Origin of the sequence: Gemmiger sp. An50, from assembly GCF_002161595.1 — a bacterium.
GTDB lineage: Bacteria > Bacillota > Clostridia > Oscillospirales > Ruminococcaceae > Allofournierella.
This window is the reverse complement of record NZ_NFID01000010.1, coordinates 19,968-39,475: the sequence shown is the minus strand read 5'-3', so window position 1 is coordinate 39,475 and position 19,508 is coordinate 19,968. Positions and strand designations below refer to the sequence as shown.

At 62.1% G+C, this 19,508-nt stretch carries 20 protein-coding genes; 5 read left to right on the top strand and 15 right to left on the bottom strand.

The annotated features are described in order from the left end of the window. Positions 1-17: 17 nt before the first annotated feature. The 5 genes from B5G03_RS09990 (at position 18) to B5G03_RS09970 (ending at position 4,181) form a co-directional block, all read left to right on the top strand. Positions 18-1,184 (top strand): glycosyltransferase family 4 protein, encoded by a 1,167-nt coding sequence (locus B5G03_RS09990; RefSeq protein ID WP_087181559.1) that lies wholly within the window; start codon positions 18-20, stop codon positions 1,182-1,184. A 6-nt stretch (positions 1,185-1,190) separates the two neighbouring features. Continuing rightward, on the top strand, positions 1,191-1,913 hold the full coding sequence (locus B5G03_RS09985) for a glycosyltransferase family 2 protein (RefSeq protein ID WP_087181558.1): 723 nt from the start codon (positions 1,191-1,193) through the stop codon (positions 1,911-1,913). Positions 1,914-1,918: 5 nt separating this feature from the next. Then, positions 1,919-2,284 carry a DUF2304 domain-containing protein gene (locus B5G03_RS09980; protein ID WP_087181557.1) on the top strand — a complete coding sequence of 122 codons (366 nt, stop codon included), beginning with the start codon at positions 1,919-1,921 and terminating at the stop codon, positions 2,282-2,284. Between the two features lie 79 nt (positions 2,285-2,363). Continuing rightward, a complete protein-coding gene (locus tag B5G03_RS09975; protein WP_087181556.1) occupies positions 2,364-2,663 on the top strand; it encodes a hypothetical protein in 300 nt (99 codons plus the stop codon). A 114-nt stretch (positions 2,664-2,777) separates the two neighbouring features. Beyond that, the gene (locus tag B5G03_RS09970) at positions 2,778-4,181 is read left to right on the top strand and encodes an MATE family efflux transporter (RefSeq protein WP_087181555.1); all 1,404 of its coding nucleotides are present in this window, start codon (positions 2,778-2,780) and stop codon (positions 4,179-4,181) included. Positions 4,182-4,322: 141 nt separating this feature from the next. Here B5G03_RS09970 and B5G03_RS09965 read toward each other — a convergent pair whose 3' ends face one another. The 15 genes from B5G03_RS09965 to rnc form a co-directional block, all read right to left on the bottom strand. After that, a complete protein-coding gene (locus B5G03_RS09965) occupies positions 4,323-4,763 on the bottom strand; it encodes a CD1247 N-terminal domain-containing protein (RefSeq protein WP_087181554.1) in 441 nt (146 codons plus the stop codon). Between the two features lie 153 nt (positions 4,764-4,916). Next, positions 4,917-5,474, bottom strand: a complete 558-nt coding sequence (efp, locus tag B5G03_RS09960; protein ID WP_058963230.1) for an elongation factor P — start codon at positions 5,472-5,474, stop codon at positions 4,917-4,919. Positions 5,475-5,675: 201 nt separating this feature from the next. After that, the gene (locus tag B5G03_RS09955; protein WP_087181553.1) at positions 5,676-6,530 is read right to left on the bottom strand and encodes a TIM barrel protein; all 855 of its coding nucleotides are present in this window, start codon (positions 6,528-6,530) and stop codon (positions 5,676-5,678) included. Then, positions 6,527-7,030, bottom strand: a complete 504-nt coding sequence (locus B5G03_RS09950; protein WP_087181552.1) for a YqeG family HAD IIIA-type phosphatase — start codon at positions 7,028-7,030, stop codon at positions 6,527-6,529. The genes B5G03_RS09955 and B5G03_RS09950 overlap by 4 nt, the downstream gene beginning before the upstream one ends. 122 nt (positions 7,031-7,152) lie before the next feature. Then, complete coding sequence (gene rpsU, locus B5G03_RS09945) at positions 7,153-7,329, bottom strand: 30S ribosomal protein S21 (protein WP_058963227.1); 177 nt, start codon at positions 7,327-7,329, stop codon at positions 7,153-7,155. 185 nt (positions 7,330-7,514) lie between these two features. After that, positions 7,515-9,935 (bottom strand): leucine--tRNA ligase, encoded by a 2,421-nt coding sequence (leuS, locus tag B5G03_RS09940; RefSeq protein ID WP_087181650.1) that lies wholly within the window; start codon positions 9,933-9,935, stop codon positions 7,515-7,517. Between the two features lie 147 nt (positions 9,936-10,082). Next, positions 10,083-10,454: a ribosome silencing factor gene (rsfS, locus tag B5G03_RS09935; RefSeq protein ID WP_087181551.1), complete on the bottom strand. Its 372-nt coding sequence runs from the start codon at positions 10,452-10,454 to the stop codon at positions 10,083-10,085. A gap of 57 nt (positions 10,455-10,511) precedes the next feature. Beyond that, positions 10,512-11,810, bottom strand: a complete 1,299-nt coding sequence (locus B5G03_RS09930; protein ID WP_087181550.1) for an LCP family protein — start codon at positions 11,808-11,810, stop codon at positions 10,512-10,514. Then, entirely contained in the window at positions 11,803-12,390 is a 588-nt protein-coding gene (yqeK, locus tag B5G03_RS09925) for a bis(5'-nucleosyl)-tetraphosphatase (symmetrical) YqeK (protein ID WP_087181549.1), read from the bottom strand. The genes B5G03_RS09930 and yqeK overlap by 8 nt, the downstream gene beginning before the upstream one ends. A gap of 6 nt (positions 12,391-12,396) precedes the next feature. After that, positions 12,397-12,984, bottom strand: a complete 588-nt coding sequence (nadD, locus tag B5G03_RS09920; protein ID WP_162613384.1) for a nicotinate (nicotinamide) nucleotide adenylyltransferase — start codon at positions 12,982-12,984, stop codon at positions 12,397-12,399. 123 nt (positions 12,985-13,107) lie between these two features. Next, positions 13,108-13,413 (bottom strand): YhbY family RNA-binding protein, encoded by a 306-nt coding sequence (locus B5G03_RS09915; RefSeq protein ID WP_087181547.1) that lies wholly within the window; start codon positions 13,411-13,413, stop codon positions 13,108-13,110. Between the two features lie 39 nt (positions 13,414-13,452). Further along, positions 13,453-14,088, bottom strand: a complete 636-nt coding sequence (gene rdgB / locus B5G03_RS09910) for an RdgB/HAM1 family non-canonical purine NTP pyrophosphatase (protein ID WP_087181546.1) — start codon at positions 14,086-14,088, stop codon at positions 13,453-13,455. A 33-nt stretch (positions 14,089-14,121) separates the two neighbouring features. Next, positions 14,122-15,039, bottom strand: coding sequence for a signal recognition particle-docking protein FtsY (gene ftsY / locus B5G03_RS09905; RefSeq protein ID WP_087181545.1), 918 nt, complete (start codon positions 15,037-15,039; stop codon positions 14,122-14,124). A gap of 94 nt (positions 15,040-15,133) precedes the next feature. Next, positions 15,134-18,691 carry a chromosome segregation protein SMC gene (gene smc, locus B5G03_RS09900; RefSeq protein WP_087181544.1) on the bottom strand — a complete coding sequence of 1,186 codons (3,558 nt, stop codon included), beginning with the start codon at positions 18,689-18,691 and terminating at the stop codon, positions 15,134-15,136. Between the two features lie 149 nt (positions 18,692-18,840). Continuing rightward, positions 18,841-19,506 carry a ribonuclease III gene (gene rnc / locus B5G03_RS09895; protein WP_087181543.1) on the bottom strand — a complete coding sequence of 222 codons (666 nt, stop codon included), beginning with the start codon at positions 19,504-19,506 and terminating at the stop codon, positions 18,841-18,843. Positions 19,507-19,508: the final 2 nt, after the last annotated feature.

Genomic DNA, 19,508 nt, shown 5'->3' with positions numbered 1-19,508 from the left:
CACGGGAGGTTCGCTTCGTGACCATCTGTTTTTTCTCCGCCCAGTACCTGCCCACCGTGGGCGGGGTGGAGCGCTACACCTTCAATCTGGCGCGCCGTGTGGCGGCCGCGGGGCACACCGCCATCGTGGTGACCAGCGCCCTGCCCGGCCTGCCGGATTTTGAGACCGACGAACACGGCATCCGTATCTACCGGCTGCCGGTCTGGCCGCTGATGAACGGCCGCTTCCCGGTGCTGAAACCGGGGCGGGCATTCCGGACGCTGGCAAAGCACCTGTGGGCCGAGCCCATCGGCTTCTGTGTCATCAACACCCGCTTTTACATCAGCAGCCTGTATGCGGCCCGCCAGTGCAGAAAGCGGAACATTCCCGCCATCGTGGTGGACCACTCCACCGGCCACCTGCCCATGGGCAATCCGCTGCTGAACGCCGCCGGTGCCTGCTATGAGCATCTGGCCGCCGCTTACCTGAAGGCCTGCCGCCCCCGCTTTTACGGGGTGAGCCGGGCGGTGTGCCGCTGGCTGGAGCATTTCGGTATCCGGCCGGAGGGCCAGCTGTACAACGCGGTGGACCCCGCCGAGGTGCGGGCGCTGGCCTGTGCGCCGGACGCGGTGAACTGGCGTGCCCGGCTGGGCCTTGATGCCGGCGAAAAGCTGGTGGTCTTTCTGGGCCGGGTGATCCCGGAAAAGGGCGTGGCCGAGCTGATTGAGGCTTTTGCCCGGGCCAGTCTGCCCGGGTGTAGCCTGGTGGTGGCGGGCGACGGACCCCTGCTGGCAAAGCTGCGGGAGAACTGCCCGCCGAAGGTGCATCTGGCGGGCTCGGTCCCCTACGCCCAGGCCATGCAGCTGCTGGCCCAGGCTCAGCTGTACTGCCTGCCCACCTATTATGCCGAGGGCTTCCCCACCACATTTCTGGAGGCTGCCGCCTGCGGCTGCCCCATCCTGACCACCCGCACCGGCGGCAGCGACGAGCTGCTGCCGGACGAAAGCTACGGCATCCAGCTGGACGGGGTGGACCCCGATGCGCTGACCGCCGCGCTGAAACGCTGCCTGTCTGACGGCGGCTGGGGCGCTGCCGCAGCCCAAAAGACCGCCGCCCGGCTGGAGGAGCACTTCACCTGGGAGGCCGTGACCCGCGAGCTTCTGCGGCTTGCCGGGGCGCAACAACCTGACTGCAAAGGAAATTGAACGCTTATGTCCAAGCTATTGATCGTGATTCCCGCCTACAACGAGGAGGGCAACATCGTTCATGTGGTGAACGAGCTGGTGGCCCGTTACCCCCAATACGACTATGTGGTGGTGAACGACGGCAGCCGTGACCGCACCGCCGCGCTCTGCCGCCAGCACGGTTTCCGGCTGATCGATCTGCCGGTGAACCTGGGGCTGGCCGGGGCCTTCCAGACCGGGCTGCGCTACGCCGCCGAAAACGGCTACGACTGCGCACTGCAGTTCGACGCGGACGGCCAGCACAAACCGGAATTCATCCAGCCCATGCTGGATGAGCTGGAAAACGGGGCCGACATCGTGATCGGCAGCCGGTTCCTTACCGTGAAAAAGCCCAAGAGCCTGCGGATGCTGGGCAGCTACCTGATCAGCTGGGCCATCCGCCTGACCACCGGCCAGGCCATCTGCGACCCCACCAGCGGTATGCGGATGTTCAACCGCCGCATGGTGGAGGAATTCTCGCTGAACCTGAACTACGGCCCCGAGCCGGACACCATCAGCTATCTGATCAAGAACGGCGCGGTGGTGCGGGAGATCCAGGTGGAGATGGGCGAACGGCTCACCGGCACCAGCTATCTGAACTTCGCCCGCTCGGTGGAATACATGCTCAAGATGGGCCTTTCTATCCTGCTGATCCAGTGGTTCCGCAAACGGGAACCCGTTACCTTCTATTACCCGGAAAGGAGAGACTGAACGCCATGTCCCCACTGCTTCCCCTCGCGCTGCGCGCACTTCTGATCTGCGGCAGCCTGTGCACCACCCTGTTCATCCTTCGCCGGGTCCGTCATGCCAAGGTCCAGATCGAGGACTCCATCTTCTGGCTGCTGTTCTCCGCCTGCCTTTTGTTTTTGAGCCTGTTCCCGGAGATCACCACCTGGGTGGCCCGCCGCTTCGGCTTCGTGAGCGAGATCAACGTGGTGTATCTTGCCATCATCTTTCTGCTGCTCATCAAGCAGTTCTTCATGTCGGTGCGGATCAGCCAGATGGATTCCAAGCTGAAAAGCCTGGCGCAGAAGGTCGCTCTGAACGAGGAAAAGATTGAACGGGGCAAGCTGGACCTGTAAGGCGGCGCGCCGTTGTTTTTCCGAGTCGTTTATGGTATAATAAAAATAATATATATCAACCGACTGGAGGGTTTTTACAATGGCATATACCCCGAAACTGACCTACAAGGGCAAGCCTTTGGTGCGCTGCGGCAACGAGATCTACTACGGCAGCCTGGCTGATCCCTTTGTGCTTTTTATGCAGATTCTCACCGAAAAGGAAGAAAACGGCATGAAGATGGCCGATAAGATCCATGTGATGCTCATGAGCACCGACGCTTCCAAGCCCCTGCCCGAGCGGGTGGTCAAGCAGAGCAGCAAGACCGGCCTGTACACCGCTCTGGAGGTCGGCTCCATGTGGCTGGAGCGCGCTTTGAAGGAAGCGCCCGCCAAAAAGTAAACGCCATTTACTGCAAAACGATGCGCACTGTTCCATGCCCGGAACAGTGCGCTGTTTTGTTGCCATTTGCGCCGTGCAGACGCATACCCAGCAGGAAAGGATGGATGCAGCAAAATGTCATTTCCTCATTTTCACCGGACCGCCGGGGGCGGCCAGGTGGATTTTTCCGGCCCCAACGTGCGCCGCAGCGTTCTTGCGGTGGCGGCGCCCATGCTGGTGGCCCAGGTGCTGAACCTTTTGTACAACATCGTGGACCGGATCTACATCGGCAAAATTCCCGGTCAGGGCACGCTGGCACTGGCCGGGCTGGGGCTGTGCTTTCCCCTCATCACCCTGATCACCGCCTTTGCCAACCTGTTCGGCGTGGGCGGCGCGCCGCTGTGCTCCATCGCCCGGGGCCAGAAGGACCTGAAAAGCGCCCGGACCATTATGGCCAACGCCTGGTTCATGCTGATGGTCAGCGGGGCGGCGCTTACCCTTATTGGCATTGTATTTCACAAACCGCTGCTTTACTTATTCGGCGCCAGCGGCGACACCTACCCCTACGCGGCCCAGTACATGACCATCTATCTGCTGGGCACCGTGTTCGTGATGACCTCGCTGGGAATGAACCCCTACATCAACAGCCAGGGCTTTGCCCGCACCGGCATGCTCACCGTGCTGCTGGGCGCGGTGGCCAACATCATTCTGGACCCCATCCTGATTTTCGGCCTGGGGCTGGGCGTGCGGGGCGCCGCCATTGCCACTGTGCTTTCCCAGCTGCTTTCGGCGGTGTGGGTGATGGCCTTTCTCACCGGCTCGAAGGCGGAACTGCGGCTGGTGCTGAAGGGATTCCGGCCGGATGCGGCCATCATCAAGCGCATTCTGGCGCTGGGCACCTCCAGCTTCGTGATGGGCTTCACCGACAGCCTGGTCCAGGTGGCCTGCAACTCCACCCTGAGTGCCTTCGGCGGGGATCTGTACATCAGCGTGATGACGGTGATCAACTCGGTGCGGCAGCTCGCCCAGACGCCGGTGCTGGCCCTTGCGGACGGCGCTTCGCCGGTCATCAGCTACAACTACGGGGCCCGGATGGCGGACCGGGTGCGGGCGGCCATCCGCTTCATGACCCAGCTGGGCTTCGGATACACCCTGCTGATCTGGGGTTTCATCTCTCTGTTCCCGGAGACCTTCATCCGCATCTTCAATCCGGACCCGGAGCTGCTGGCCATCGCGGTGCCCTCGCTGCACATCTACTTCTTCGGCTTTGTGATGATGGCCTTTCAATTCTCCGGCCAGAGCGTGTTCAAATCGCTGAACAAGGCAAAGCTTGCCATCTTCTTCTCGATGCTGCGCAAGGCGATCATCGTGGTGCCCCTCACCCTGCTGCTGCCCCATGTGGGCGGACTGGGGGTAAACGGTGTGTTCCTGGCCGAGCCCATCTCCAACCTGATCGGCGGCCTTGCCTGCTACATCACAATGCGCTGCACCGTGATGCCGGAGCTCTCGGCCATGGAGCGGGCCAAATCCGCCCGATAAATGGCCTTTCTATCGTTTTTTCACTTTCATCCAGGATGGAACATTCCAAAAGGAAAAATCGTTTTTAGCGCAAAAAAGCGGCGGATGGCAATTGCCATCCGCCGCTTTCTTTTCTGTTTGGTGCAGGGAGCAATCAGAGGATTACTCGTTCTCCTCGGTGCATTCCTCGCACTCGCAGTCCTCGCCGCACTCGCTGAATTCGATCTCGAACTCGGCGCCGCAGTTGCCGCAGCAAACCTGCTCGTTCAGCAGGGTATCCTCGTCAACGACGGTCACTGCGCCGCAGTTGGGGCAGGTCAGCTCGTACTCGGCTTCCACTTCCTCGTCCTCGTCGTCTTCCTCTTCTTCGTCCTCGTCCTCGTCGTCACCGAACACGGCTTCTTCCAGGTCGTCCATATCCTCGTCCATGGCGTCCAGCTCATCGTAGACCTGGTCCAGGTCGTCGTCCATATCGGCCACGGTGTCGCACAGATCCTCCAGCAGGTCGTACATGGCCTTCAGGACCTTGCCTTCCTTGCTGTCGCCGATCTCCAGACCCTCCATCAGGCCCTTCAGGTATGCAGCACGCTCTTTCAGTTCCATTGTTCATTCCTCCTTTGAAGAAGTATCAAACATTTTTATGACCACGCCCTCGCCCCCGAAAACCGGCAGCGCGGCGCTCACACAAGGTAAAACAAAACCTGGGCGGCGGCAAAGCCGCCGCCCAGGTGAATGCGTTCAGGGTCAAGCCTAAAATCAGGCGCGCTCCATGTATTCGCCGGTGCGGGTGTCCACACGGATCATGTCGCCCTCGTTGATGAACAGAGGCACGCGGATCTCGGCGCCGGTCTCCAGCTTAGCGGGCTTCAGGGTGTTGGTGGCAGTGTTGCCCTTGAAGCCGGGCTCGGTCTCGGTGACCTGCAGCACTACAAAGTTGGGAGCCTCCAGGCCGAACACGTTGCCCTTGTAGCTCAGGATCTTAACCATCTCGTTCTCCTTCACGAACTTGAAGGAGTCGGACAGATCATGCTCGTTCAGGGGGATCTGCTCGTAGGTCTCGGTGTCCATGAAGTAGTACAGGCCGCCGTCCTCGTACAGGTACTGCATCTCACGGCGCTCGATGAAGGCGGTGGGGAACTTGTCACTGGGGTTGTAGCTCTTCTCGGTCACGGCACCGGTGATCACGTTCTTGGTCTTGGTGCGCACGAAGGCAGCGCCCTTACCGGGCTTAACATGCTGGAACTCCACAACCTGGAGCACGTTGCCGTTCTCTTCAAAAGTTACGCCATTGCGAAAATCGCCTGCAGAAATCATAAATGATCCTCCAATTAAAATTTATTCTGGCCCGGCCAAACCGGCCTTGCGCTGCCAGCGCCGCGGCCTGGCTGCCTGCTGCTGCACGGCAGCGATGCGGCGCGGGCATTCACTGACATATCTGTTATTATTCTACCCCAGAAACGGCTATTTTTCAAGCCCTTTCTTGCCCTTTTCAAGGGCCCGGGGCAGACCCGGGGCTCACTTGCCCAGGCTCTGGTAATACCGCTTCATGGTGGCGGCGTCCTCCGCCTGGGTACCGGCGGACTCGCAGATGATCACCGGAGACAGCCCCCGCTCATAGCACAGCTCCAGCAGCGGCTCGAAGTCCGGCCCGTAGACGGTGTCGGCGAAGGTCAGATGCTGCTTTTCGCCGCCGGTGGTGTATTCGATCTTGCTGAAGTGCACATGGAAATGGCTGGCCCGGTCGTCGCCCAACACCTCGCCCATCCGGTCCAGGAGGGCGGCGTAGTCCGCCTTGGTCTTGATGGAACCCTGGTCCCGGGCGTTCAGGTGGCCGAAGTCGATGCAGGGGGTGATGCGCTTGTCCACCCCGCACAGTGCCAGCACCTCGTCCAGGGTGCCCAGCTGGCCCACCTTGCCCATGGTCTCGGGGCAGAGCACGATGTCGGAGAAACCGGCCTCGTCCATCGCTGCCACGATACGGTGCATGGTGTCCAGCGCCTTTTCCAGAGCAGCTTCCCGGCTCTGCTTGCCGCAGCTGCCGGAGTGGAAGATCACCCGCTGGCCGCCCAGCGCCCGGATGGCCGCCGCGCTCTGCAGGATGTAGTCCACGCTGTTCAGGCGCTTCTCCTCCTCCAGGCTGCTCATAGAGATGTAGTAAGGGGCGTGCAGGCTGAAGTAGATGCCGTGCACCGCCGCCTGGGCGCGGATCTTGGCCGCAAGCTCCTCCTTGATGCGCACGCCCCGGCCGCACTGATACTCAAAGGCGTCCAGGCCCATTTTCGCGGTGTATTCCGGCACCTGCACGCTGTTTTTATACCCCTGCTCGGCAAAGCTCTGGCTTGTGCCGGCGGTTCCGAATAAGATGCTCACAGCAGCTTCCCTCCCTTTTTGAAATAGCGGGCCAGAAAGGGCTTTTCCAGCCTGCGTTTGAAGCGAATGCCCTTTTTGAAATCCTCATACATGGGCTGCACCACCAAAGCCGGAATGCCGTACAGCGTTCCGGCCAGCCGGTCGGTGAACAGCTGGTCGCCCACAATGGCCATCTGCCGCCGGGGTACTCCGAACTTTTTGCGGGCCCGGGCCAGACCGAAGGTGAGCGGCTTGCAGCTCATGGCCACATAATCCAGCCCGATGGACTGGGCAAAGGGCCGCACCCGCTCCTCGTTGTTGTTGCTGGCGATGGCCAGCTGAATGCCCGCTGCCCGCATCCGGTCCAGCCAGTCGCGGATCGCTTCGGGCAGCTGCTGGCTGTCGTGGCCGGTGAGGGTGTTGTCCACATCCAGCACCAGGGCGGTGATGCCCTTCTCCTTCAAAAATTCCGGCGTGATGGCCGCCGCGCCGGAAAAAAGATACTCCGGTGTGATGAACATAGCGCTTCTCCCATAAAAGCGGGGCCGATGCCCCGGAAAAAATTGATAAAAAATGAGCGGGCCCCCAGGGGACCCGCTCGGGCGTTTGCACGCATTTCAGCCTTTGTTCCGGCTAACCGCAATTACTTGAACTTGCGCTTGCGGGCAGCTTCGGACTTCTTCTTGCGGCGCACAGAGGGCTTCTCGTAAGCTTCACGCTTGCGAACCTCGGCAAGCACACCGCTGCGGGCGCAAGAACGCTTAAAACGACGCAGCGCGCTCTCCAGCGACTCGTTGTCCTTGACACGAATTTCCGACATCTATTTTTCCCTCCCTTGGACCTGAGGCAGGAGTTTCGTTGCATAACCCAAAATTAGGGTATTCAACATATCGATTATACTATGCCACAGTTAGTTCTGTCAACTAAAATCTTGTGCAAATTCAAAACTTTCTGCGGTTGAAGACCGTTTTTTGGTCTTCAACCACAAATCGTCAACAGCTTTGCTTATTTGACCACCAGGTTGACCAGCTTGCCGGGTACGGCGATCTCCTTCACGATGGTCTTGCCCTCCAGCAGAGCGGCCACGGAGGCGTCCGCCTTCACAGCAGCCAGGGTGGCGTCCTTATCCAGGCCGGAAGCCAGGTTCAGGCGGGCCTTGGGCTTGCCGTTCAGCTGCACCAGCACCTCCACGGTGCTTTCCACGCACTTGGCCTCGTCATAGGCAGGCCACTGGGCGTGAGCGATCTGGCCCTCAAAGCCCTGCTGCTGCCACATCTCCTCGGTGATGTGGGGAGCAAAGGGGTTGACCAGGATCAGCAGGGTGCGCAGCTCGTCCTTGGTAACGCCGCCGGCGGCGTACAAATCGTTCAGCAGGCTCATCATGGAGGCGATTGCGGTGTTGTGCTTGAGCACCTCGATGTCCTCGCCCACCTTCTTGATGGTCTTGTGGAAGGCGGTCTCCAGCTCGGGACGGTAGCCCTCGCCGGGAACGATCATCTCGCCCAGGCCCCACAGACGGTCCAGGAAGCGCTTGCAGCCCTTGATGCCCTTGGTGGACCAGGGAGCGGCCTTCTCGAAGTCGCCGATGAACATCTCGTACAGACGCAGGGTGTCGGCGCCGTACTCGTTCACCACGTCGTCCGGGTTGATGACGTTGCCGCGGCTCTTGGACATCTTCTCGCCGTTCTCGCCCAGGATCATGCCATGGCTGGTGCGCTTGGCGTAGGGCTCCTTGGTGGGAACCACGCCGATGTCGTACAGGAACTTATGCCAGAAGCGGCTGTACAGCAGGTGCAGGGTGGTGTGCTCCATGCCGCCGTTGTACCAGTCCACAGGACCCCAGTATTCCACGGCCTCCTTGCTCACGGGAGCGGTGTCGCAGTGGGGGTCCATATAACGCAGGAAGTACCAGGAGGAACCGGCCCACTGAGGCATGGTGTCGGTCTCGCGCTTGGCGGGGCCGCCGCAGCAGGGGCAGGTGGTGTTGACCCACTCAGTGTGACGGGCCAGCGGGCTCTCGCCGCCCTCGCCGGGCTCGAAGTCGCTGATCTCGGGCAGCTTCAGGGGCAGCTCGCTCTCGGGGATGGGCTGCCAGCCGCACTTCTCACAGTAGACCATGGGGATGGGCTCGCCCCAGTAACGCTGACGGCTGAACACCCAGTCACGCAGCTTGAAGTTCACCTTGGCGTGACCCTTGCCCTCGCTCTCCAGCCACTCGATCATCTTTTTCTTGGCGTCTTCCACGCTCAGGCCGTCCAGGAAGCCGCTGTTCACCAGGGTGCCGGTGGCAACGTCGGTGAAGGCTTCCTTTTCCAGGTTGCTCTCGCCCTGGCCCTTAACTACCTCAACGATGGGCAGGCCGAACACCTTGGCGAACTCGTAGTCGCGGGTGTCGTGGGCGGGCACGGCCATGATGGCGCCGGTGCCGTAGGTGGCCAGCACGTAGTCGGAAATGAAGATGGGGATCTCCTTGCCGTTCACCGGGTTGATGCCCATCACGCCCTCCAGCTTGACTCCGGTCTTTTCCTTGTTCAGCTCGGTACGCTCGAAGTCGCTCTTGCGGGCGGCCTCGGCCTGGTAGGCGCGCACGGCCTCGGCATTCTGGATGGTGCCGTTGTCCAGCCACTGGTTCACCAGGGCATGCTCGGGGCTGACCACCATGTAGGTGGCTCCGAACAGGGTGTCGCAGCGGGTGGTGTACACGGTCAGGGTGTCGCCGGTGGTAGTGGTGAAGTTCACCTCGGCACCGGTGGAGCGGCCGATCCAGTTCTTCTGCTGGGTGGCAACGCGCTCGATGAAGTCCAGGCCGTCCAGATCGTCGATCAGACGGTCGGCATATTCGGTGATCTTCAGCATCCACTGGCTCTTGACCTTGTGGACCACTTCGCCGCCGCAGCGCTCGCAGCAGCCGTTTACAACCTCTTCGTTGGCCAGCACCACCTTACAGCTGGTGCACCAGTTCACGCTCATTTCCTTCTTATAGGCCAGACCGTGCTTGTACAGCTGCAGGAAGATCCACTGGGTCCACTTGTAGTAGCTGGGATCGGTGGTGTTGATCTCGCGGTCCCAGTCAAAGGACAGGCCCAGCGCCTGCAGCTGGCTCTTGAAGCGGGCCACGTTGTTCTTGGTCACGATCTCGGGATGGATGTGGTTCTTCATGGCGAAGTTTTCGGTGGGCAGGCCGAAGGCATCCCAGCCCATGGGGTACAACACATTGTAGCCGGCCAGCCGCTTTTTGCGGGCCACGATGTCCAGCGCGGTGTAGCTGCGGGGATGGCCCACGTGCAGGCCCTGACCGCTGGGGTACGGGAACTCTACCAGAGCGTAGAATTTGGGTTTTGCGTGGTCGATCTTGGCGGCGAAGGTCTTTTCGTCCGCCCAGACTTTCTGCCATTTTTTCTCAATGGCTTTGAAATCGTATTTCACCTTTATCAACTCCAACCAAAATTTGAGCGATATGCCCCTTTAAAATAAAACGGCGACAGCCAGTTTTCCACCGCAGGCTTGTCCCACCGTGGAAAACTGGCTCATGGCCGCCCCGCGCAAAAAGCACAGGACGGCGTTCCGTTTGATTTATTCCTCCGCGCCGCTCTCGGGTGCGTCGAACTGGATGTCGCACTCCTCAGCATCCGCCCACAGGTGCTCCAGGTCATAGAACTCCCGGGCCTGGGGGTAGAACACGTGAACGATCACGGTGCCGTAGTCCAGCAGGATCCAGTTCTTGGCATCGTAGCCCTCGGTGCGCAGGGTCTTCACACCCTGCTGCTCCAGCTGGAATTCCACTTCCTCGGCCAGGCTCTTCACGTGGGTGGTGGAAGTACCGTTGGCGATCACAAAGTAATCGGTGAGCACGGTCAGATCCCGCACCTTCAGTACCTTTACGTTCGCGGCTTTTTTGGTATCCAGCACCTTGGCGATGCTGGTTGCAAGCTGCAAGCTTTCCATTTATTGTTTCTCCTTTCGCCGGTCTGTCGCCGGCTGCTGTTCTTGATGTTGCGGGACTCAGCCGCCGGCCTGTGCGCCCTCGGCCTCGGTATCCAATTGGCCCATATACTGCACGTTGGGGTCGGTGGACTCGCCCACGGTGGCCAAGGTGGGGACGTTCAACTCAGACACAGGTTCCCCGTAGGTGCGGAAGTACTGGTTGAGCAGGTCGGTGGTCTTGGCCACATCGCAGATCAAATGGGTCTGTTTGTTGTAGCGCTGGGCGGCGGAGTAGGTGGGCAACTTGCACATCATGATATTGGAACTGTCCACCTGCAGGAAGCTCACGCCCAGGCTGACCAGCACATCGCCGGGAATATCGGTGGTGATGTACTTGAGCGCCACCGGAGTCAGCTTGGCAATGTCCCACACATTTGCGGTGCGGATGCGAGCGAACAGGCCCTGATAGAAGTAGCGCTGCATATCCAGGCGGGCGATGTCCGCCTGGGCGTAGTTGCGGTTGCGCACGAAAAACTCGGCGGCCTCGCCGTCCAGGTTGCGGTAGCCCTGCTCCAGAGTGCTGCCCTTGTAGGACATATCCTGAGGGATGTACACCTCGATGCCGCCGAAGTGATCCACGATCTCCTTCAAAGACTGCATATCGATGGTCACATAATAGTCGATGGGCAGCTTGTACTGCTCGCTGATGAGCTTTGCCAGATCGGTGATGCCGCCCTCGTTGTGCAGGGCCACCGCGTTGATCTTGCCGGTGTTGCCGTGATTGTACTCCTCGCCGGGATAGGTGTCGCGGGGGATCTGCAGCATGTTGATCTTCTTTTCCTTCACATTGAAGTTCACATACATGATCATGTCGGTCATACCGTCGTTGGAGCTGGAATCACCGCCGTAGTTGCGGGTCTCATCCTTGTCGATGCCGCAGACCAGAATATTCACAACATCGCCCTTATACTCGCTGGGGGTGTTGATCAGCTCATTGATGGTGGGGGCACCGCCTTCGGGGCTGATGCTGCGCACCACCCACTGATACAGGCCGAACAGGCCCACACAGACCACGGCCACCAGGGTCAGCAGACTGATCAGAGCAATTTTCAGCGGGCTCTTTTTCTTTTTCGGGCGGCGGCGGGGCTGGCCCCGGTGCGCTGCCGGCTGGACCTGCCGCTGAGGCTGGGCCTGACGCTGAGGCTGGGCCTGACGGCGGGGCTGCTCGCTGGCATGGTAGACCGTGCGCTGCTGGCCTGAACCGGAAGCGGGCGAACCGCTGCGGTTGATGCGGCGGCCGGTGGAGCCGCTGGGTGCGGACGAACGGCCCGAAGCGGAGCCGGTGTTCAGTTTACGGGGCTGTTTGGGTTCATTCATGGGTATCCTCCCTGGTTTGCATGCCGCGCTTCAGGTCCTCCAGGGCCTCGAGCGACAAGGGGTCGATGGATTTGCCGCATTCCTTCATCCATCCAATGTTCTTCTCCACGGCCGTGCAGACGGCCTTGTCCAGATCCTCCTCGGCGAGCCTGCGCAGCTCGTACACCTCCGGGTAGTCCCGCTCGGCGCTGATCATATCGCTCAGATAAATGATCTTGTCCAGCTTGGACATGCCGGCCTTGCCGGTGGTATGGCAGCGGATGGCGCTGACGATCTCCGGGTCGGCGACGCCCCATTCGGTCTGGGCCAGGATGGCGGCACAGATGCCGTGCCAGACCGGCGGGGGGCTTTTTTCGGCATTTTGTGCCATTATAGCATTGTTTCGCAATATCTGCAACAATTCCTCCCGGCTGCGCTCCTTCACCGCGTCGTGCAGCAGAGCGGCCAGCTCGGCCTTGTCCGGGTCGGCCCCGTACTTTTCGGCCAGATGCACCGCCGCGTCCCGCACGTTCATGGTGTGGGTGTAGCGCTTTTTGGAAAGGCACTCCTTTACCATCTTCTGCGCTTCTTTTGCGTTCATGGGTCCTCAGCTCTTTTCGTATAAATGATACTGTTTGCAGATGTGCTGCACCAGGGGCGGCAGCGCATCCATGCCCAGCTTCCCGGCACGCACGTCGCTGGAGGCCGCCTGCAGGACCGGGGCGTGGGCGAAGATCACCCGTCCGCCCGCCGCTTCCAGCTCACGAGCCGCGGCCGCAAGGTCCGCGCCGTCACCGCTGTAGCGGCTCTGCACCACAAGGGTGGTTTTTTCCAGCAGGCTCTGCCATTCCCTCCACTGGGTGAAGGTGGTGAGCATATCGCTGCCCACGCTGAGAAAGATCTCGGCGCCCGGGTAGCGTTCTTCCAGCATGCGCACCGTGTCGATGGTGTAGTTTTTGCCGCCGCGGCCGATCTCCCAGTCCGAGACCACAAGATCCGGGTGCAGCGGTGCAAAGCACTGGCACATGGTCAGCCGCAGGCTGGCCGGGGTGGCGCTGGCCGCCTTGTGGGGCGGGACGCCCGCGGGCATGACCATCACCTTATCCGGCTGCACCGCGTCGATGGCACTCTGCAAAAGCCGCATGTGGCCGTTGTGGGGCGGGTCAAAGGTGCCCCCGAACAACAGCAGTTTCATTGCACCATTCCCCCATCCTGCCCGGCCATGCATTCAAACAACGAGGCTTGCCGGGCAGATATTTCAAATAAGTTACAAACAAATTGTAAACAATCTGTTTTTCGCGCTGTTTTGCGGGCTCGCTCAGCGGGCGGCCTTCAGGATGTCCTCAAACTTGGACTCCTTCTTTTTCTTCAAGAACAGCACGAACTTGGAGCCGATGACCTGCACCACGTCGGCGCCGGTGGCCTCGGCCAGAATGGCGGCGGCCTCCTTGGCGTTGTACATGCTGGTCTCCAGCACCTTCATCTTGATCAGCTCCCGGGCTGCCAGGCAATCGGCGGTGGACTTGATGAGCATCTCGTCGATCTCGCCCTTGCCGACCTGGAAGACCGGATCGAGGGTGTTGGCGGCGGCGCGCAGCGCGGCGCGTTGTTTACTGGTGAGCATAGTGTTCTCCTTATATTATAGAATAAATTGGTTTGCGGCTCAGCCCTCGTTCAGGAAGGCGGCCAGGTTTTTGTCCAGCAGGGCCATGGCTTTGCCCCGGTGGCTGATGGCGTCCTTTTCAATGGCCTCCAGCTCGGCGTAGGTGCGGCCCTCGGTGTTGGGGCGCACGCCGCCCTCGGCCAGGCCCACATCATCGGGCACGAACAGGGGGTCGTAGCCGAAGCCGTTGGTGCCCCGGCGCTCGAAGATCACCCGGCCCGGGCACTCGCCCAGATAGGTGACAGAGCGGCCCTCGGGCAGATAGAAGCAGACGGCGGACACGAACTTTGCCGCCCGCTTGCCCTCCTCCACCCCGGCCAGCTCGGCCAGGAGCTTGTCGTTGTTGGCCTCGTCGTCACCATGGCGGCCGCAGTAGCGGGCGCTGTAGACGCCGGGCGCGCCGCCCAGCGCCTCCACCATCAGGCCGGAGTCATCGGCCAGGGTGGGCAGGCCGCTGGCCTCGCAGATGGCTTTTGCCTTGATGAGGGCATTCTCGGCAAAGGTGGTGCCGGTCTCCTCCGGCTCCAGGGTGATGCCCAGCTCCTTCTGGCTCTTGACCTCATGGCCCTGAGCCTCCAGAATGCGGCGGATCTCTTTCAATTTACCGGCGTTGCCGGTGGCTGCGCAGATGAGCATGCTCGGCGCTTCCTCCTTCTTGGGATCTCGGAATCAGTTTTCGGCGAACAGAGCGTCGGCAAAATCGTGAGGAGAGAACTCCATCAGGTCGTCCACTCCCTCGCCCACGCCCACAAAGCGCACCGGCAGGCCCAGCTTCTGCTTCACGCTGATGACCGCGCCGCCCTTGGCGGTGCCGTCCAGCTTGGTGAGCACGATGCCGGTGGCACCGGCGGCGCTGATGAACTGGGAAGCCTGGTTGATGGCGTTCTGGCCGGTGATGGCATCCAGCACCAGCAGGGTCTCCACGCTGGCGGTCTCGCAGGCCTTGTGCACGCTGCGGCTGATCTTGCCCAGCTCGTTCATCAGGTTCTGCTTGTTGTGCAGGCGGCCGGCGGTATCGCAGATCACGATGTCGTAACCGCGGGCGGCGGCGGACTGCACCGCGTCGAAGACCACGGCGGCCGGGTCGGCGCCCTCGCTGTGGCGCACCACCGGCACGTCCACCCGGTCGGCCCAGATGCACAGCTGCTCGGCGGCGGCGGCGCGGAAGGTATCACCCGCGGCCAGCATCACCCGCTTGCCCTGATCCTTATAGAGCTTGGCCAGCTTGGCGATGCTGGTGGTCTTGCCCACGCCGTTCACGCCGATCATCAGGATCACGGCGGGCCTGCCGCTCATGTCCATGGGGGCGTCCGCCACCAGCTCATCGGTGATGATGTCCTTCAGGGCGGCCAGCGCGTCGGACGCGGTCTTGATGTGGTTCTTGCGCACCCGGGTGCGCAGCTCCTCCACCAGCCGCACCGCCTCGTCGGCACCGGTGTCGGCCAGGATCAGCTGCTCCTCCAGGTCCTCGTACATATGGTCGTCGATCTCGCCCGCGTTGAGCATGTCCAGAATGCCGGCAAAGAAGCCCTTGCGGGTCTTGGCCAGGCCTTCATCCAGCTTTTTCTTCCGGCTGAAAAGTCCCATAATGTTTCCCCTCGTTTCCTTATGCCACGCCGGCTAAGGCGGGCCTGTGGTTCGATTGCGTCCGCTTTTGGGCGGACAGTACTCTTCTTTTATATCACGAAACCAGCGTCGCGTCCACCTGTTCCAGGTCCAGACGCAGCAGTTTGGACACACCGTCCTCCTGCATGGTCACACCGTACAGCACATCGGCAGCCTCCATGGTGCCGCGTCGGTGGGTGATGACGATGAACTGGGTGTGGTCGGTGATGCGGCGCAGATACTGGGCGTAACGGGCCACGTTCACGTCGTCCAGCGCGGCCTCGATCTCGTCCAGGATACAGAAGGGCGCCGGGTTCACCGCCAGAATGGCGAAGTAGATGCTGATGGCCACCAGCGCCTGCTCGCCGCCGGACAGGGCGGCCAGGTTTTTAATGACCTTGCCCGGAGGCGACACCTGAATTTCGATGCCGCTTTCCAGCACGTTCAACTCGTCGTCCAGTTTGAGGCAGGCGGTACCGCCGCCGAACAGCTCGGTGAAGATGCGGCCGAAGTTCCGGTTGATCTCGGCAAAGCTGCGGGTGAAGATGTCCTGCATCTCAGCGGACAGCTCCCCGATCATCCTCGTCAGCTCGGCGCGGCTCTTCTCCACGTCCTGCACCTGGTTCTTCAGGAAGGTATAGCGCTCGCTTACCTCTTTGTATTCCTCGATGGCGCCCACGTTCACGTTGCCCAGAGCGCGGATGCGGCCTCTGGTCTCGGCCACCTGGCGGCGCAGGTCGGCGGCGCTTTCAAAGGGCACGCAGAGGGGCTGCGCGTCGCTCATGGTCAGCTGGTATTCCTCCCACAGCTTGGCGATCAGCTCGTCGTACTCCTTTTCGGCGGCAGCCTTGCGCTCGTTCAGACGGGCCATCTCCTGGCTCATCTTTTCCCGCTCGTCGCTCACCGCGCGCTGGCGCTGGCTCTCGCGGCTGATGCTGCCTTCCTTCTGCATCCGTTCCTCGGCGGCCTTGCGGATAGCCTCCTCCGCTTCGCGGATGCGTCCGGCGCTCTTTTCCTTTTCTTCCTGGATGGCGCGGATGCTCTGCTCGTGCTCCTCGTTGGCCTTTTTCAGCCGTTCGATGTTCTCCCGCAGAGCCAGCTCCCGCTGGCCGCTCTCGCCGTGACGGCTTTCCAGATCCCGGATGGAGGCCTCGTGCAGGCTCACGTCCTTCTCGGCGGCCAGACGGGACAGGCGGGTCTCGCTCAGCTCATCGGACAGGCGGGCCCGGGTGGCCAGGAAGCTGTCGTCGCTTCCGGCCAGCTCGGCCAGCTCCGCCTCCAGAGCGGCGATCTGCTGGCCCAGACGAGTCTCCTCGGCCTTGGCCTCCTCCAGCTCCCTGCGGCTCTGGCGGATGGTCTCGTTCAGCTGCTCGCACTCGGCGGCGCGCAGCTGGGCGGCGGCCTGGGCCTGGCTGATGGCCGCTTCGATGCGGCGCAGCTCGCCCTCGGCCCGGATCTTATCGCCGCCCGCGGTAATGGCCTCGCTGGAGGCGGCGGTCAGCTGGGCATTCAGGGCTTCCACCTCGGCCTTGAGCTTATCCGCCGCGGCCTGGGCCTGGCCCTGCTTGTTTTGCAGAGAACCGATCTTCTTGCGCAGATCCTCAATCTCCTGACGGCGGCTGAACAGACCGGCGGACTGGCTCACGCTACCACCGGTGAAGGAACCGCCCGCGTTGATGACCTGACCGTCGGCGGTGACGATCCGGTTGCGGTAGTCCAGCGCACGGGCGACCCGGCTGGCCTCCTCGATCTCGTCCACCACGATGATGCGGCCCAAGAGGTTGGCCACAATGTTGTTGTATTTGGGGTCGTATTCCACCAGACTGGACGCCACCCGGGCGCTGCCGGTCAGGCGGGAGGCGTCGAAGTGGCTGCCCTTCACAGTGTCCAGCGGCAGGAAGGTGGCCCGGCCCGCCCGCTCGTTGCGCAAAAAGGCCATGGCGGCCTTGGCGGCGGTCTCGCCGTCCACCACGATGTTCTGCAGCGCAAAGCCCAGAGCGGTCTCGATGGCCACCTCGTAGCCCGGCTGCACCGTGAGGATGCTGCTCACCGGGCCGATGATGCCCCGCAGCCGGTGGTTCTGGGCGGCCTTCATCACGGTCTTGACGCTGTGCTGATAGCCGTTCATGTTCCGTTCCAGGTCGGTCAGCAGCTGCAGGCGCTGGGTGGAGGCCTCCAGCTGGCGGTTCAGCTGGGCGGCGGTGCCGTCCGCTTCTTCCAGCTGCTTTTGCCGGCTGGACAGCTTCAGGTTCAGACCATTTTTCACATTTTCCAGCCGGGTCAGGCTTTCTTCCAGGGTGTTTAAGTAGGTCCTGGTGTCGGCCAACTCGCTCTCCAGCTCCTCCAGCCCCTGGCCGGAAGCGGGTTCATTTTGCAAAGATTCCAGCCGCTGGGCGGCGGTGGCGGCGGTGCTTTCGCAGCCCGCGGCCCGCACCTTTTCGGCGGTCTGGCGCTCGGTCAGCTCGGCCAGCACCCCGGTCACCTGACCCCGGCGCTCGCCGGTGGCGGCGTTTTCCGCCTGGATGCGCCGGAGCATCTCTTCCTTTTCCCGGATCTGGCCGTCCAGCTGTTCGATGGTTTTCTGAATGGTCTCGATGCCCGCCCGGTGCTCCTGCATCTGGGCGGCAAAGCTCTCACGTCCGGCGCCGCTCTCCTCCAGCTGGCGGGAAAGGTCCGCCATGGTCTCGGTGTTGTGGCGGATGTCGTTGTTCAGCACGGCGATGCGGCTGTCGCTGCCCGCCACCTCTTCGGTGATGGTGCGGATCTCGCCGTTCAGCCGGTCCACCTCCATGGTGAGCCGGTTCATCTCGGCCCGGATGCCCTCGGTGGAGGTGTCGATGGCCTCGATCTCGGCGGTCATCCGGTCGTAGTCCGCCTGGGCGGTCTCGTAGCGGCGCTGCTGGCCGCGCACGGTCTCCTTGGCGGTTTTCACGCTGTCCACCCAGAGGGTGACCTCCAGCTCCTTGCGGCGGGCGGAAAGCTCCAGGAATTGCTGGGCCTTGGCGCTCTCCTTTTCCAGGGGGCCCACCCGGCTTTCCAGCTCGTCCAGAATGTCGTGCAGGCGCTCCAGGTTGTCCTCGGCGCTGGCCAGGCGGCGCTCGGCCTCGTTCTTGCGGTAACGGTAGCGGGCGATGCCGCTGGCCTCCTCAAAAATCTCCCGGCGCTCGGCGCTTTTGGCGCCCACGATCTCGGCGATACGGCCCTGCCCGATGATGGAGTAGCCGTCCCGGCCGAGGCCGGTGTCCAGGAAAAGCTCGTAGATGTCCTTCAGGCGCACGTTCTGGCCGTTGATGGAATACTCGCTCTCGCCGCTGCGGTAATATTTGCGGCCGATGACCACCTCGTCGGCGTTCACGTCGATGCGGCGGTCGGAGTTGTCCACCGTCAGGTTCACGCTGGCAAAGCCCATGGCCCCGCGGCTCTGGGTGCCGCCGAAGATCACGTCCTCCATCTTGCCCGCGCCGCGCAGCTGGCGGCTGCTGGTCTCGCCCAGCACCCAGCGGATGGCGTCGGAGATGTTGCTTTTGCCGGAACCGTTCGGCCCCACCACCGCGGTGATGCCCCGGTCAATGGGGATCTTGATGCGGTCCGGGAAGCTTTTGAAGCCCTGTATCTCTAGTTCCTTTAATACCATAAATCCTCCCTGGGATCATTCGGATGCGAATGCGATTGCTTCGCTCCGGCAGGAGAAAGCCGCGCAGCAGCGTTTTGGGCTGCGCTGTTTTCTCGCGCCGGGCAAAAACGGCGCGGCACAGGGTTTTCCCCGCGCCACACCGGCCCGATTCAGTCCACCAGGCCCATCAGGCGCAGGGCCTCCTTGGCGGCCGCCTGCTCGGCGGCCTTTTTGCTGTGCCCCACGCCCCGGCCGATCAGGTTGGAGTTCAGGTACACGGCCATGGAGAACCGCTTGTCGTGGTCCGGGCCGTCCTCGCCCTCCAGCTCGTAGCGCAGCCGCTCCTCCGGGTTCTGCTGGATGACCTCCTGCAGCTGGGTCTTGTAGTCCGCCTCGGCGGTCTTGCCCTCGGTGATGAAGGGCAGGATGAAGGAGCGGGCCACCTCGATGCCGCCGTCCAGATACAGAGCGGCGATGAGGGCCTCGAAGGCGTCGCTCACCACGCTGGGGCGGTGACGGCCGCCGCCCCGCTCCTCGCCCTTGCCCAGGCGCAGAAAGCTGCCCAGGTCGATCTCCTTGGCGAACTCGTACAGGGCGCTCTCGCACACAAGACTTGCCCGTGCCCGGGTCAATTCACCCTCCGGCCGGTCCTTCCACTGGTGGAACAGATGATCCGCCACCACGATGGACAAGACGCTGTCGCCCAGAAACTCCAGCCGCTCGTTGTGGTGGATGGGGGTCTTGCTCTCGTTGGCAAAGCTGGTGTGGGTGAGGGCGGTCTCCAGCAGGGTGGGGTCTTTGAATGTATAACCGATGATGGTTTCCAACTGATGCATGT